General features: G+C 70.9%; 16 protein-coding genes. 10 read left to right on the forward strand and 6 right to left on the reverse strand.

The genetic code is table 11. The annotated features are described in order from the left end of the window. Positions 1-37 precede the first annotated feature (37 nt). Both AB0G17_RS28110 and AB0G17_RS28115 read left to right on the forward strand, forming a co-directional pair. Positions 38-619 (forward strand): Uma2 family endonuclease, encoded by a 582-nt coding sequence (locus tag AB0G17_RS28110; RefSeq protein ID WP_361388647.1) that lies wholly within the window; start codon positions 38-40, stop codon positions 617-619. Positions 620-989: 370 nt separating this feature from the next. Further along, positions 990-1,415 carry a LysR family transcriptional regulator gene (locus AB0G17_RS28115; RefSeq protein WP_361388650.1) on the forward strand — a complete coding sequence of 142 codons (426 nt, stop codon included), beginning with the start codon at positions 990-992 and terminating at the stop codon, positions 1,413-1,415. 40 nt (positions 1,416-1,455) lie between these two features. Here AB0G17_RS28115 and AB0G17_RS28120 read toward each other — a convergent pair whose 3' ends face one another. Continuing rightward, on the reverse strand, positions 1,456-2,025 hold the full coding sequence (locus AB0G17_RS28120; RefSeq protein WP_361388653.1) for a TetR family transcriptional regulator: 570 nt from the start codon (positions 2,023-2,025) through the stop codon (positions 1,456-1,458). Between the two features lie 117 nt (positions 2,026-2,142). On the opposite strand from AB0G17_RS28120, the gene AB0G17_RS28125 reads away from it, so the two are divergent. The 4 genes from AB0G17_RS28125 to AB0G17_RS28140 all read left to right on the forward strand — a co-directional run bounded on the left by AB0G17_RS28125 (position 2,143) and on the right by AB0G17_RS28140 (position 5,492). Next, the gene (locus AB0G17_RS28125) at positions 2,143-2,835 is read left to right on the forward strand and encodes an SDR family oxidoreductase (protein ID WP_361388656.1); all 693 of its coding nucleotides are present in this window, start codon (positions 2,143-2,145) and stop codon (positions 2,833-2,835) included. A gap of 71 nt (positions 2,836-2,906) precedes the next feature. Beyond that, on the forward strand, positions 2,907-3,152 hold the full coding sequence (locus AB0G17_RS28130; protein ID WP_361388659.1) for an aldo/keto reductase: 246 nt from the start codon (positions 2,907-2,909) through the stop codon (positions 3,150-3,152). A gap of 292 nt (positions 3,153-3,444) precedes the next feature. Then, entirely contained in the window at positions 3,445-4,449 is a 1,005-nt protein-coding gene (locus tag AB0G17_RS28135) for an NADP-dependent oxidoreductase (protein ID WP_361388662.1), read from the forward strand. 176 nt (positions 4,450-4,625) lie between these two features. Further along, entirely contained in the window at positions 4,626-5,492 is an 867-nt protein-coding gene (locus AB0G17_RS28140) for an alpha/beta hydrolase (RefSeq protein ID WP_361388665.1), read from the forward strand. A gap of 121 nt (positions 5,493-5,613) precedes the next feature. On the opposite strand, the gene AB0G17_RS28145 is transcribed toward AB0G17_RS28140, so the two are convergent. The 3 genes from AB0G17_RS28145 to ychF form a co-directional block, all read right to left on the reverse strand. After that, on the reverse strand, positions 5,614-6,027 hold the full coding sequence (locus AB0G17_RS28145; RefSeq protein ID WP_361388668.1) for a DNA-binding protein: 414 nt from the start codon (positions 6,025-6,027) through the stop codon (positions 5,614-5,616). Beyond that, a complete protein-coding gene (locus AB0G17_RS28150; RefSeq protein WP_361388670.1) occupies positions 6,009-6,293 on the reverse strand; it encodes a hypothetical protein in 285 nt (94 codons plus the stop codon). The genes AB0G17_RS28145 and AB0G17_RS28150 overlap by 19 nt, the downstream gene beginning before the upstream one ends. A 330-nt stretch (positions 6,294-6,623) precedes the next feature. After that, positions 6,624-7,712, reverse strand: coding sequence for a redox-regulated ATPase YchF (ychF, locus tag AB0G17_RS28155; protein ID WP_361388673.1), 1,089 nt, complete (start codon positions 7,710-7,712; stop codon positions 6,624-6,626). 389 nt (positions 7,713-8,101) lie between these two features. Between ychF and AB0G17_RS28160 the strand changes: the two genes are divergently transcribed. Further along, positions 8,102-8,551: a DUF6542 domain-containing protein gene (locus tag AB0G17_RS28160; RefSeq protein WP_361388703.1), complete on the forward strand. Its 450-nt coding sequence runs from the start codon at positions 8,102-8,104 to the stop codon at positions 8,549-8,551. 445 nt (positions 8,552-8,996) lie between these two features. Here AB0G17_RS28160 and ppgK read toward each other — a convergent pair whose 3' ends face one another. Both ppgK and AB0G17_RS28170 read right to left on the reverse strand, forming a co-directional pair. Further along, on the reverse strand, positions 8,997-9,737 hold the full coding sequence (gene ppgK, locus AB0G17_RS28165; protein WP_361388676.1) for a polyphosphate--glucose phosphotransferase: 741 nt from the start codon (positions 9,735-9,737) through the stop codon (positions 8,997-8,999). 75 nt (positions 9,738-9,812) lie between these two features. Next, positions 9,813-10,802 carry a 4-hydroxy-3-methylbut-2-enyl diphosphate reductase gene (locus tag AB0G17_RS28170; RefSeq protein WP_361388679.1) on the reverse strand — a complete coding sequence of 330 codons (990 nt, stop codon included), beginning with the start codon at positions 10,800-10,802 and terminating at the stop codon, positions 9,813-9,815. A gap of 81 nt (positions 10,803-10,883) precedes the next feature. On the opposite strand from AB0G17_RS28170, the gene AB0G17_RS28175 reads away from it, so the two are divergent. The 3 genes from AB0G17_RS28175 to AB0G17_RS28185 all read left to right on the forward strand — a co-directional run bounded on the left by AB0G17_RS28175 (position 10,884) and on the right by AB0G17_RS28185 (position 13,968). Next, entirely contained in the window at positions 10,884-12,269 is a 1,386-nt protein-coding gene (locus tag AB0G17_RS28175; RefSeq protein ID WP_361388682.1) for an APC family permease, read from the forward strand. 93 nt (positions 12,270-12,362) lie between these two features. Then, positions 12,363-13,577 (forward strand): exodeoxyribonuclease VII large subunit, encoded by a 1,215-nt coding sequence (gene xseA, locus AB0G17_RS28180; protein WP_361388685.1) that lies wholly within the window; start codon positions 12,363-12,365, stop codon positions 13,575-13,577. 163 nt (positions 13,578-13,740) lie between these two features. Beyond that, positions 13,741-13,968, forward strand: a complete 228-nt coding sequence (locus AB0G17_RS28185; RefSeq protein ID WP_361388706.1) for an exodeoxyribonuclease VII small subunit — start codon at positions 13,741-13,743, stop codon at positions 13,966-13,968. Positions 13,969-14,080: the final 112 nt, after the last annotated feature.

A 14,080-nucleotide genomic window follows, 5' to 3' on the forward strand; every position in this document is an offset into this window, starting at 1 on the left:
CCCCGCCCTCGTCGTCCGAAGCCGCTACCGTGAAGCCATGACCGCACTGCCCGACTGGATGCGCCCGCCACGCGCGGAAGGCTGGTTCGCGGAGGACCTGGACAGCCTCCCGGAGGCACCCCGCCACACCGAGCTGATCGATGGAGCGCTCGTCTTCATGATGTCCCCACAACGGTCGTGGCACGGCCGCGTCGTCACTGGCCTCACAGTGGCGCTCATGGCTCAGGCCGCCGACGGTTTCGAAGTCGAGCGGGAAATGACGATCCGGCTCGACGCCCGCAACCGCCCCGAACCGGATCTGATCCTGACGACCGCCTCATTCGACCCCGACCGCACCTGGTACGCCCCCGAGGACGTGCAACTCGTCGTCGAGGTCGTCTCCCCCGAGTCCGCGCACCGGGACCGCACGGTAAAGCTGCACAAGTACGCACAGGCGGGCATCCCGCACTACTGGCGCGTCGAGGACGAGGGCGGCGCACCGGTCGTCCACGTCTACGAACTCGACGAACCGACCAGCACCTACGCCCCCGCCGGCATCTTCCGCACGACCTTGAAGCGCCCCGTCCCGTTCGAGATCGACCTGGACCTGAACGGGCTGACTCCGCCTCGTCGCACCTGAAGGTCGACAACGAGACCGCCGGTCACTCCCGCACTCCGGCCGTCACCGCAGCCCTCAACCCGCCGCGCTCTCGGACGCCGCCCTGCTCCGCAGGGTCGCCGCGCATCCCGAGGCCGCCTCCTACCTGGCGTGCGACGGCGAGTTCGACCTCGCCCGCACCGACCCGATCGAGCCGATCGCCCTGCCCAACGGCCTCGCGGTGGAGCCGGTGGCCGGCTGCGACGCGGGCGGCACCCACTACCTCTGCGGCCCAGCCGTCCCGGACGGACCCCGCCCCGTCCTCTACACCGACTCGGAGGGCCAGGCAGCAAGAAGTCCTGGCCCGCCTCCCAAGCGGCGCCTTTTGAGGGAACTGGCACGCGAATGCGGCATGAGCGCCTGGGGCCTGTCGCAGAAAGCTCACCGATGCGGCATCACCATCCACCCTCCGGGCGGCTACAACGGCCTCGGCCACCTTGATCTCCCCCCGCAGCTCTCACCGGCGATGCAAGCTGTCACCGACGGCCGCGAAGCCCTGGACCGGCTGCGCACCACCGTCCAGGTCGCCGGCCACGACAGCATTCCCGCGGCCGCGGACAGCTTCTACGGCGGCAGGAGCACCACCCTCGCCCAGCGCATCCGCGCGATCGAGCACGGGGCCGGCTTCCGGATCATCGACCGGGACACCCGCCCCCTCGCGCCAACGCCCCGCGGGCGCGACTTCCTCCGAGAGCACAGCAGATCCTGCGCATCGCAGACGACGCCGAACCAATCCGGCACGCTCCACAGTGAGCACAGGGCCAGGTGCCGCAGATAGTGTCAGCTCGGCCCCGTGTTCGCTGGATCACCCGCATCGCCTACTCGACCGCCGCGCCCCTGATCAAGGCTGCGTGCGCGGCGGCAAGGATCTCCTCCGAGAGCGGGGAGCCCTTGGTGGCCCGGGACAGGACCAGCGCACCCAACAGGGTGCAGAGGCGGACGATGCCGTCCTGGTCGTCACCGCCGAGGAAGTCGGCGAAGTCGGCCACCCCCTCGGTGTAGACACGACGGGCCTCACGACCCCCGCCTTCGCGTGCGATGTCCGTGGCGAGCGCGGCGACCGGGCAGCCGTCCGCCGGGTCGTCGCGGTGTTCGACGGAGAGGTAGGCGTCGATCAGCGCCCGCTGGACGGCGTCGCGCTGCCCTTCGTACCGCGCGAGCCCTGCGGCGTGACCCCGGGCGAGCTCATCGAAGGCGTGGGCGGTGGCCTCGTCGACGAGCGCTTCCTTGGAAGCGAACTGCTTGTAGAAGGCGCCGTGGGTCAGGCCCGCCGCCTTCATCAGGTCGGCGACGCTCACCTGAGTTCCCTGCTCCCGGAACAGCCGCGAGGCGGTGTCCACCACCCGCCTGCGGTTCTCCTCCGCCTGCGCCTGCGATACGCGGCCCATGATCACCCTCCCGTTTGGATGTCGACTGGCATCTATCGTAGACCCGTGTTTAGATTGGTTGCATAATCTAAATCGTGCGGGTGACCCGACGGCACCCGCCGTAGACGAGGAGCGGGCATGGAACTGAAGAACGCGGTCGCGGTCGTCACCGGGGCCAACCGGGGCCTCGGGCGACACCTCGCCGCCCAGCTGGTGGAGCGCGGCGCGAAGGTATACGCGGCGGCCCGCCGCCCTGAGACGGCCGACGTGCCGGGTGTCATCCCGCTGCGCCTCGACGTGACGGACGAGGTATCGATACGGGAGGCCGCCCGCATCGCGTCGGATGCGACCCTGCTGATCAACAACGCGGGCATCTCCACCGGCGCGACGCTGATCGGAGGCGACACCGATGAGGTGCGCCGGGAGATGGAGACCAACTTCTACGGCCCGCTCGCCGCGACCCGCGCCTTCGCCCCCGTCATCGAGGGCAACGGCGGCGGCGCCGTACTCAACGTCCTGTCCGTCCTGTCCTGGCTGCACCCGGCAGGACTCGGCTCCTACGCCGCGTCCAAGGCCGCTGCCTGGGCACTGACCGGCGCGACCCGCGACGAGTTGGCGCCCCGCGGCATCGCCGTCTCTGGGCTGCACGTCGGCTACATGGACACCGACATGGCCGCCGGCATCCCCGCCGACCAGAAGACCGCCGCTTCCGACGTCGCGGCCCAGGCCCTGTACGGCATCGAGACGGGCCTGCCCGAGATCGTCGCCGACGAGCTCACCCGTCAAGTCAAGCAGAGCCTGGCCGTCACGCCTCAGCCGAACGCGGCCTGAGCCTCCCGGCTCCGCCGCAGCACAGCTCCTCCCTGATCCCGTTACGTAAGGACCCCTGATGCGTACCCCTGATGCGTTACACGACCTTCGGACACCGGACCGGCCTGCGCGTGTCCGAGTACGCGCTCGGCACGGCGAACTTCGGCACCGGCTGGGGTGCCGGCGCCGAGCCGGACGAGGCACGCCGCATGATCGACCGGTTCGCCGAGGCGGGCGGCACCTTCCTCGACAGCGCGGACGGCTACCAGTCCCGATCATCGGCCCACGCAGCCTCGCCCAGCTCGACAGCTACCTCGGCGCCGTCGACGTCCAGCTGACCGACGAGCAGTACACCCGCCTGGCCGAGGTCAGCGCGGTGCCGCTCGGCATGCCCCACGAGGGGATTGCCGCCTCCCTGGACCGCCTCCAGGGCGGCGGCGCCGGCCGCGTCGACGACCCGGTCGCGCCGGTGGCCCGGTCGCGCCGGTGGCCTGAAGGGCCAACGCGGCTGAGGGAGCGGCGCCCCACGCTGCAGCCAAGAAAACGCCACAAACTATCTCGTACTGGGAGAAGCCCGGGACGAACGAAGACCCCGTCCTCCCACGGCCGGGAATCGGAACGGAGACGACGATGAAGGCTTTCCTGGTCGAGAAGTACGGCGGCCCGGCCGGGATGCGCGCCGCCGAGGTGCTCGACCCGCAGGTGGGCGCCGAGGACGTCCTGGTCGAGATCCGGGCGGCGAGCGTCAACCCGCTGGACATCAAGCTCCGCGACGGGGCCTTCAAGTCGTTCCTGCCCTACCGTCTCCCGCTCGTCCTGGGCAACGACCTCGCAGGAAAAGTCGTCCGGGTCGGCCCGTCCGTCACCCGCTTCGCGGTGGGCGACGAGGTCTACGCACGGCCCGACAAGGACCGCATCGGCACCTTCGCCGAACGCCTCGCTGTCCACCAGAACGACCTGGCACCCAAACCGGCCACCCTCACCATGGCCGAGGCCGCCTCCCTCCCCCTGGTCGCCCTGACCGCATGGCAGGCACTGGTCGAGCGGGCACGCGTGCGACCGGGCCAGAAGGTCCTCGTCCACGCGGGATCCGGCGGCCTCGGTTCCATCGCCGTCCAGCTGGCCAAGGCGCTGGGCGCGCACGTGGCCACCACCGTGAGCACCGCCAAGGTCGACCTGGTCAAGGACCTCGGCGCGGACGTCGTCGTCGACTACCGCACGCAGGACTTCGAGGAGATCCTCGACGGCTACGACGTCGTCCTGGACAGCCTCGGCGGCGACAACCTGGCCAGGTCCTTGCGTGTTCTCAAGCCCGGCGGCATGGCCATCAGCGTGGCGGGCCCGCCCGACCCCGCCTTCGCCCGTGAACTCGGCGTGAACCCGGTCCTCCGCCTGGCCATGACCGTGCTCAGTTCCAAGACCCGACGCCAGGCCAAGCGCCTCGGCGTGACGTACTCGTTCCTGTTCATGAAGGCCAGCGGCGACCAACTGCGCGAACTCACCCCCCTCATTGACGCCGGGAAGATCCGCCCCGTCGTCGACGGTGTCTTCCCGTTCGACGAAACCCTTCAAGCCATGGAGTACGTCGAGAAGGGCCGGGTGAAGGCCGGCAAGGTCGTCGTCTCGATGACGTAGGGCGGGCGCGCCGGCATCGACCGGCTCCGCCAGATCACCACCCGCGTCGAGCAGGACGTCGTGCGCCCGGTCGCGGGCAAGGCGCCCGGCTTCGGCGGGGCCGCCGTCGTCATCAGCCCCAGCTGACCCGCCGCCACCCGCGGCGGGCGACCAGAAACACACCAGGAGAAACCATCATGAGCAGCACCGGCACCCCGAACGAAGCCGCTATCACCTCGTACGCCCATGCCCCGTCCCGCACCGTCACCGCCGGCGGCGTCACCTACGCCTACCGCGAGCTGGGGCCCAAGGGCGGCGTGCCTGTTGTGTTCTTCGTGCACCTCGCCGCGACCCTGGACAACTGGGACCCGCGCATCATCGACCCCATCGCGAAGGGCCGTCACGTCATCGCCTTCGATCAGCGCGGTGTCGGGGCCTCCACGGGCCAGGTGCCGGACAGCATCGAGGCGATGGCTGATGACGCCTACACCTTCATCACGGCGCTCGGCTTCGACAAGATCGACGTCTTCTCCTTCTCCCTCGGTGGCTTCATCGCCCAGGCCCTGGTGGTGAAGCACCCCGAGCTCGTCCGCAAACTCGTCCTCACCGGCACCGGGCCCAAGGGCGGCAAGGACATCGACAAGGTCGCCGGCACCACGTACTGGGACATGCTGCGCGCCACCCTGACCCGGTCGGACCCCAAGGAATTCCTGTTCTTCAACCGCAACACCACCGGCAAGTCCGCGGCGCGCGCGTTCGTCAACCGGCTCCAGGAGCGCACTGCCGACCGCGATGCGAAGATCAAGGTCAAGGCGTTCCAGACGCAGCTGAAGGCGATCAAGGAATGGGGGCGCTCCACCCCCGACGACCTGTCGCAGCTCGCCCAGCCCACCCTCATCGCCAACGGCGACAACGACCGCATGGTGCCCTCGGTCCTCTCCGAGGACCTGCACCGACGCATCAAGGACAGCGAGCTGATCATCTACCCCGACTCCGGTCACGGCGGCATCTTCCAGCACCACCAGCAGTTCGCCCCCCTCGCGGTCGAGTTCCTCGCCCGTTGATCCTCGGCCACTGGAGCCCTTTCGGCCCCCGCGCTTACTGAGCCGACGATCTGCAACCTCGCCCCTGGAACTCGCCTCGCCTTATCGGGCACTGCCCTTTCGCGCCGCGGACCAGGGGAAATCACACCGCCACGAGCCGGACCCGATCGCCGCAGAGCTTGACCATGTCGTCGATATCGGAAGTCAGCATGACCACGGGGCGATGCTGTCGCAGTGCCGCCTCGGCGACCGCCGCATCGATGGCGTACTTGTGCCCGTGCAGGCCGGCATCCACCAGCAGCTTCGAGGCCGCCCTCGCCTCCTCGTCACCCACCAGAACCACGCGCAGCCCCGAGAGCAGCCAGTTCAGTCGCGCCTTGTTCGTACGGGCATGCACGGCCTCGATGATGGTGAGCGCGCAGATCACGACCTCCATGCCGCGCGAGCGCGCCTCAGCGACCAGAGCCACCACCTGCTCGTCGTCGGCGAGCAGCTTCGAGAGCCCCTCACTGTCGAGGACCAGCGTCCCCACGTGACTCAGCTTGCGGCGGGCCACTCGCCCTCCTCGGCGAACACCTCGTCGAAGACCTGCCGTGCCCGCTGACGAGCCTGCTCGGAGACCGGCCCCTTGCGGTTCTCGTAGTCCGCCAAATACTCGTCGAGGACCTGCCCGCGCAGCTCACGCTCGACCGCCTCAGCGATGAACGCGGAGAACTCCCGCTTGCCCACCCGCGCCCGGATCGCCTCCGCGGTCCCTTCGGGCAGCGACAGGCTCACCCGCGTCGCCGGCCCTTCCCCGATGCTGTACGTCGTCTCACCCATACCCCCGAGTGTGTCAAACGAGTAGGAAAAGCGCCACGATCTGCCCGGATCCCCGGATCCCCGGAGTCGTGAAGAAGGCGTGTGGACGGAGCCTCTGCCGCCACCCCTCGCATCGGGCAGCGCAACGCCCGAAACCCAGCACGGGCGTTCCATCCCATCCCAGCACCGCCCCAGCACGGTACGGATGGCCAGGGCTGACGACAGGTGACGAGGGTCAGCTATCCCAGCACCATCCCAGCACGGGAAAAAACAAAGGGCCCGACCCCGAAGAGCCGAGCCCCTTCTGACCTGCATGTTTGCCAGATCAGTGACGTGGTGATGAGTCAGCCGCTACACGTTGAACCGGAACTCCACAACATCCCCGTCCTGCATCACATACTCCTTGCCCTCCATCCGAGCCTTCCCCTTCGCGCGGGCCTCGGCGACCGAACCTGTTTCGATGAGGTCGTGGAAGGAGATGACCTCCGCCTTGATGAAGCCCTTCTGGAAGTCGGTGTGGATGACACCGGCCGCCTCGGGGGCCGTGGCGCCCTTCTTGATGGTCCAGGCGCGGGCTTCCTTGGGGCCGGCCGTCAGGTACGTCTGGAGGCCGAGGGTGTTGAAGCCGACGCGGGCGAGGGTGGCCAGGCCGGGCTCCTCGGCGCCTACGGACTGGAGGAGCTCAAGGGCGTCCGCCTCGTCGAGCTCGGCGAGGTCCTGCTCCAGCTTGGCGTTGAGGAAGATCGCCTCGGCGGGGGCGACCAGCGCGCTCTGCTCGGCCTTGAAGGCGTCGTCGGTGAGCTCGTCCTCGTCGACGTTGAAGACGTAGAGGAACGGCTTCGTCGTCAGCAGGTGCAGGTCATGCAGCAGCTCCGACTTCTCCGTGCCCTGGACGATGCCCTGCGAGAACAGCGTGTCGCCCTTCTCCAGGATCTCCTTGGCCGCCTCGACCGCCGCCACCTTGGGAGCGACGTCCTTCTTGATCCGGGACTCCTTCTGGAGGCGCGGCAGGACCTTCTCGATCGTCTGGAGGTCCGCGAGGATCAGCTCGGTGTTGATCGTCTCGATGTCGTCCTTCGGGGACACCTTGCCGTCGACGTGGACGACGTTCTCGTCCTTGAAGGCGCGGATGACCTGGCAGATCGCGTCCGACTCGCGGATGTTGGCCAGGAACTTGTTGCCCAGGCCCTCGCCCTCGCTGGCGCCGCGCACGATGCCCGCGATGTCGACGAAGTCGACCGTGGCGGGGAGCACGCGCTGCGAGCTGAAGACCTCGGCCAGCTTGTGGAGGCGCGCGTCGGGGACGCCGACGACGCCCACGTTCGGCTCGATGGTGGCGAACGGGTAGTTGGCCGCCAGCACGTCGTTCTTGGTCAGGGCGTTGAACAGGGTCGACTTGCCGACATTCGGCAGACCGACGATTCCGATCGTGAGCGACACGTGGCGACTTCCCGGTACGAGGGTGATGGTCCGTCCGCCCCCGGGCCGGGGGCCGACGCCCCCGCGGATGGGGGCCGACTCACCAGTTTACGGGCGTGTCGGGCCGTCGGCGACGGCCCTCACCGGGTCGGGCCCCGGCCCCTCCATACCGCCTCCAGGGGCGGTTTCGCGTCGAACGCAACGCCAAGCTCACCCAAAGGGCGTGTCCCACGGGTGGTTCCTCCCCTGTTGCGACCTACGTTGGTGGGGTGGAGCAATACAGGACGCACACCCCGCAGCACGGACAGCGAGCAGCACGCACCGCCGAGGGCCCTGCCGGGCGCGCGCCCGGCCGTGCCTCCGGGCTGCCGCCGCTCGGGCCGCAGGCCCCCGCCGGGGAGGCCGCCGCCGTGTACCGGGTGGCGGCCCGGCCCGCCCCTCCGTTCGTCCTGGCCCTGCGCCGGCTCCCCGAGCCCCGGCTCACCGGGCTCGGCGGCGGCCTCTTCGCGGCCGCCGTCATGTTCCTGCTCGGGTGTCTGGACTGGCTGATCTTCGACGGCTCGCCCGCCGTGTACGGCGTGCTGTTCCTGCCGGTGAGCGCCGTCACCGCGCTGTGGGTACGCCCCGCCGACCTCGTCAGCGCGCCCATCAGCGTCCCGATCGCCTTCGCCTTCGGGATCGTGCCCATCTCGGGCGGCTCCGGCGGCTTCGGTGGGCAGGCCATGGCCGTGGTCACCGCCCTCGCCCTGCACGCCGGCTGGCTGTACGGCGGCACGCTGGTGGCAGGGCTGATCGCGAGCGTACGGAAGCTGCGGCTGATGGGACGGCGCCGAGCACGGCCCGCCGGGCCCCGGCGGTAGCCGAGAAGCTGCCGTAGCCAGGAACCGGCGGTAGCCGAGAAGCTGCCGTAGCCAGGAACCGGCGGTAGCCGAGCCGCTGCCGTAGCCAGGAACCGGCGGTAGCCGAGCCGCTGCCGTAGCCAGGGACCGGCGGTAGTCGAGCCGCTGCCGTAGCCAGGGACCGGCCCGTAGCCGACCAGCCGCGCTAGCCCGGGCACCGGCCCGTAGCCGACCAGCTGCCGTAGCCGGGCACCGGCCCTAGCCCAGCCAGCCAGCCAGCCAACGGAGCGTCGGCGCACCTGTGCAACCGCCGAAACGCGGACGCGCCCCGGCCTGCACACCCCCGAGGCCGGAACTCCCCGACGCCCCCACCGCTCAGCCATGCCCGCGCGCCCCGCCCGCAACGGCCGGCCCGGCGGCCCGGCGGCCTGGCCGCCCGGCCGCCCCGCTCCCGGCGGTCGTTGCCCTACCCCATCCCCGCCGTCATCGCCGCCCCCACGATCCCCGCGTTGTTCTGCAGCTCCGCCGGGACTATCTCCGCCCTGATCCCCTCGATCAGCGGCAGGAACTTCTCCGCCTTGCGGCTCACGCCGCCGCCGATGATGAACAGCTCCGGGGAGAAGAGCATCTCGACGTGCGCCAGGTACTTCTGGACGCGGTGGGCCCAGTGGGGCCAGCTCAGGTCCTCGTCCTCCTTGACCTTGGTCGACGCGCGCTTCTCCGCGTCGTGGCCGTGCAGCTCCAGGTGGCCCAGCTCGGTGTTGGGGACGAGGCGGCCGTCGAGGAAGAGCGCGCTGCCGATGCCCGTGCCGAACGTCAGCAGGATCACCGTGCCCTTGCGGCCCCGGCCCGCGCCGAAGCTCATCTCGGCCACGCCCGCCGCGTCCGCGTCGTTCATCACCGTCACCGGCGCGCCGCCCAGGCGGTCGGCAAGCAGCCGCGCGCCGTCCACGCCTATCCAGGTCTTGTCCACGTTCGCCGCCGTGCGGATCGTGTTGCCCGTGACGACACCCGGGAAGGTGATGCCGACCGGGCCCGACCAGCCGAACTGGCCGACCACCTCCGCGACGCCCCCCGCCACCGCCTCCGGCGTCGCGGGGTGCGGTGTCAGGACCTTGAACCGCTCCTGGGTCAGGTCGCCGCGCTCCAGGTCCACGGGAGCACCCTTGATCCCGGACCCGCCGATGTCCACTCCGAACACGTTCATGGACACCACGTTACGGGTGGGCACTGACAGTCACCCACAGAACGCCTGTGACCAGGGGGCCGGCGATATTCGGCGTTACTTCGCGGACCCGCCCGACAGCTGTGCCGCCTCGGCGCGCAGATCGCGGCGCAGCTCCTTCGGCAGCGAGAACGTGATCGACTCCTCCGCCGCCTTGACGATCTCGACGTCCTCGAAGCCGCGCTGGGCGAGCCACTCCAGGACGCCCTCGACCAGGACCTCGGGGACGGACGCGCCGGACGTCAGGCCGACCGTGGTCACGCCCTCCAGCCACGCCTCGTCGATCTCGTCGGCGAAGTCCACCAGGTGGGCGTCGCGCGCGCCCGCGCCGAGGGCGACCTCGACCAGGCGGACCGAGTTCGAGGAGTTCTTGGAGCCGACGACGATGACCAGGTCGGCGTCCGCGCCCATCCGCTTCACCGCGATCTGGCGGTTCTGCGTCGCGTAACAGATGTCGTCGCTCGGCGGGGAGACGAGGAGCGGGAACTTCTGCTTGAGCGCGTCCACCGTCTCCATGGTCTCGTCGACCGAGAGCGTCGTCTGGGAGAGCCAGACGACCTTCGACTCGTCGCGGACCTCGACGTTGGCGACGTCCTCGGGGCCGTCGACCAGCGTGATGTGCTCGGGGGCCTCGCCGGAGGTGCCGATGACCTCCTCGTGGCCCTCGTGGCCGATCAGAAGGATGTCGTAGTCCTCGTTGGCGAACCGGACGGCCTCCTTGTGCACCTTGGTGACCAGGGGGCAGGTCGCGTCGATGGTGGCGAGCTTCCGCTCGGCCGCCTCCGCGTGCACGGTCGGCGCCACGCCGTGCGCCGAGAACATGACGATCGAGCCCTCGGGGACCTCCGCCGTCTCGTCGACGAAGATCGCGCCCTTCTTCTCCAGGGTCTGCACCACGTACTTGTTGTGGACGATCTCGTGCCGTACGTAGATCGGTGACCCGTACTGCTCCAGGGCCTTCTCGACGGCGATCACGGCGCGGTCCACACCCGCGCAGTAGCCACGGGGTGCTGCGAGCAGGACACGGCGGGCAGGCGTTGCAGTCATGCGCTCCATGGTACGGCCGGGGTCCGACACCCCCGCCCTGCCCGGCGGGCCAAGGATCGTCCGGCCGACGACACTGGCCGCATGGGTGCGCAGAGCGAGGAGAGCCGGGAGGGCGGCGCGGGCGGGCGGCGGGTGCCGCGGGACGGCGGGCTGCGGCGCAGCCTGGGCTTCCGTGACCTTGTCGTGTACGGGCTGCTCTTCATCGCCCCGATGGCGCCCGTCGGCATCTTCGGCACGCTCGACGCGAAGTCGCAGGGCGCCGTGGCGCTCGTCTACGTCGTGTCAACGGTCGCCATGGGATTCACCGCATTCAGCTACGCCCAGATGGTGCGCGTCGCCCCGCAGGCGGGGTCGGTCTTCGCCTACGCGCGCGTGGGGCTCGGCGAGGGCGCCGGGTTCATCGCGGGCTGGATGGCGATGCTCGACTATCTGCTGATCCCGGCCGTCGCGTACCTCTTCTCCGGGATCGCGATGAACTCGCTGGTCCCGGAGGTCTCCCGGTGGGTGTGGACGGCGCTGGCCGTGGTGATCACCACGGCGCTCAACCTCTGGGGCGTACGGGCGGCCGCGCGCGTCGGGTTCGCGGTGCTCGCCATGGAGATCGCCGTGCTGCTGGTGTTCGTGGTCGCGGCGGTGGTCGTGCTCGTACGGGACGGGGCGCAGCGCGACTGGCTGTCGCCGCTGGCAGGGGACGCCGGCTTCTCGTTGACGGCGGTGCTCAGCGCGGTGTCGGTGGCGGTGCTCTCGTATCTGGGCTTCGACGCGATCGCCTCCTTCGCGGAGGAGGTGACCGGGGGTTCGGGGAAGGTCGCGCGCGCGGTGCTGTTGTGTCTGGCGCTGGCGGGCGTGCTGTTCGTGGCGCAGACGTATCTGGCGGCGCTCCTCGAACCGGCCTCGTCCGCCGCGCTGGCGGCCGAGCCCGCCAGGCAGGGCTCGGCTTTCTACGACACCGTCGAGGCGTCCGTGGGCACCTGGCTGCACGATCTGGTGGCGGTGAGCAAGGCGATCGGGGCGGCGTTCGCGGCGCTGGCCGGGCAGGCCGCGGCGGGGCGGCTGGTCTTCGCGATGGCGCGCGAGCGGCGGCTGCCGAAGGTCCTGTCGCGTACGGACTCGGGCGTTCCGCGCGCGGCGCTGCTGGTGGCGGCCGTGGTGACGCTGGTGGCGGCGGTCTGGGCGGCGCGCCGCGACGACGGCATGGACCACCTGGTCTCGGTGGTCGACATGGGCGCGCTGACGGCGTTTCTGCTGCTGCACGCGTCGGTGATCGGCTGGTACGCGGTACGGCGCCGTGAGGGCGCGCCGAACTGGCTGACGCATGTGGTGCTGCCGCTGCTCGGCGCGGCGGTGATCGTGGCGGTGATGTGGGAGGCGACGCGCACGGCGCAGGTGGTCGGGCTGGTCTGGCTGGTGCTGGGGGTGGGAGTGCTGATGGTCCAGGGGGCGGAGCGGTTTGGGCGGGTGGGGTAGCGAGCGGGGCGGGGCGAGCCCGGTCCTGTCGTGCGGGGCGCGGGCGGCGGCGCGTTCGGGGGCGGTGTCAGTGGGGGCCGTTAGCCTGCGTACATGGGTCTGAATACGAGTGCTCAGGCGCCGCTGCCGGTCGGTGAGGTGTCGCGGCTCATCGGCGGCTGGATCGACCGGCTGGGGGCGGTGTGGGTCGAGGGGCAGATCACCCAGCTCTCGCGGCGGCCGGGCGCGGGGGTGGTGTTCCTGACGCTGCGTGACCCGTCGCACGACATCTCGGTGTCGGTCACCTGCTACCGGCAGGTGTTCGACGCGGTCGCGGACGTCGTCGCCGAGGGCGCGCGCGTCGTGGTGCACGCGAAGCCGGAGTGGTACGCGCCGCGGGGGCAGCTGTCGCTGCGCGCCGCCGAGATACGGCCGGTCGGCATCGGGGAACTGCTCGCCCGGCTTGAGCAGTTGAAGAAGTCGCTCGCGGCGGAGGGGCTGTTCGCGCTCGACCGCAAGCGGCCGCTGCCGTTCCTGCCGCAGCTCGTCGGGCTGGTGGTCGGCCGCGCCTCGGCGGCCGAGCGGGACGTGCTGGAGAACGCGCGGCGGCGCTGGCCCGCGGTGCGCTTCGAGGTGCGCAACGTGGCGGTGCAGGGGGTGCACGCGGTGCCGCAGGTCGTCCGGGCGGTGAAGGAGCTGGACGGGCTCGCGGAGGTCGACGTGATCATCGTGGCGCGGGGCGGGGGCAGCGTGGAGGATCTGCTGCCGTTCTCCGACGAGCAGCTGGTGCGGACGGTGGCCGAGTGCCGTACGCCGGTGGTGTCGGCGATCGGGCACGAGCCGGACTCGCCGCTGCTCGACCTGGTCGCGGATCTGCGGGCGTCGACGCCGACGGATGCGGCGAAGAAGGTCGTCCCCGACGTCGGGGAGGAGCTGGACCGGGTCCGGATGCTGCGGGACCGGGCGCGCCGGCATGTCGTCGGCCTCGTCGACCGGGAGGAGCGGGGGCTGGCCGGGATGCTCGGCCGCCCCTGGATGGAGCGGCCGCACCGGATGGTGGACGACCGGGCGGACGAGGTGGACGCGCTGGTCCACCGCTCTCGCCGGGTCCTCGGCCACCTCCTGGACCGCGCCGACTCCGAGCTCGCCCACACCCGCGCGCGCGTGGTCGCGCTCTCGCCCGCGGCGACGCTGGAACGGGGGTACGCGGTGCTCCAGCGAGCGGACGGGGCGGTGGTGCGGGCCCCGGAGGAGGTCGCCGGGGGCGAGGAGTTGCGGGCCAGGGTGGCCGAGGGGGAGTTCACGGTTGTCGTCGGGACGGATGCGTAGGGTGACGGGTATGGCAGCGAAGGTGGGAACGGGTGGGGGCGACGAGGGTGGCGCGGACTCGGCGGGGGTGAGCGCGGGGGGCTCTGACCCGTCGGGCTCCGGGGCATCCGGCTCTGGGGCGCCCGGCTCCGGGATGTCCGGCTCCGGGGCGTCCGGCTCCGGGATGTCCGGCTCCGGGCCGTCCGGGGCGTCGGCGTCGTCCGAGTCGCTCGGGTACGAGCAGGCGCGGGACGAGCTGATCGACGTCGTACGGCGGCTGGAGGCCGGGGGTACGACTCTGGAGGAGTCACTGGCGCTGTGGGAGCGGGGGGAGGCGCTGGCGAAGGTGTGCCGGCGGTGGCTGGAGGGGGCTCGGGCGCGGTTGGATGCGGCGCTGGAGGCTGAGGGGTGAGGGTTTCCCCCGTTATCTTTTTCGCGGTCCTGCAATGGGGCCGCTGGCCTCCGGGCCCGGTATGACTGTGTCCCCTCTGTCGAAGTGATGACCTGGGGGGTGGTGTCGCCGG

It is taken from the genome of Streptomyces sp. NPDC023838, assembly GCF_040639555.1.
Taxonomy (GTDB): domain Bacteria; phylum Actinomycetota; class Actinomycetes; order Streptomycetales; family Streptomycetaceae; genus Streptomyces.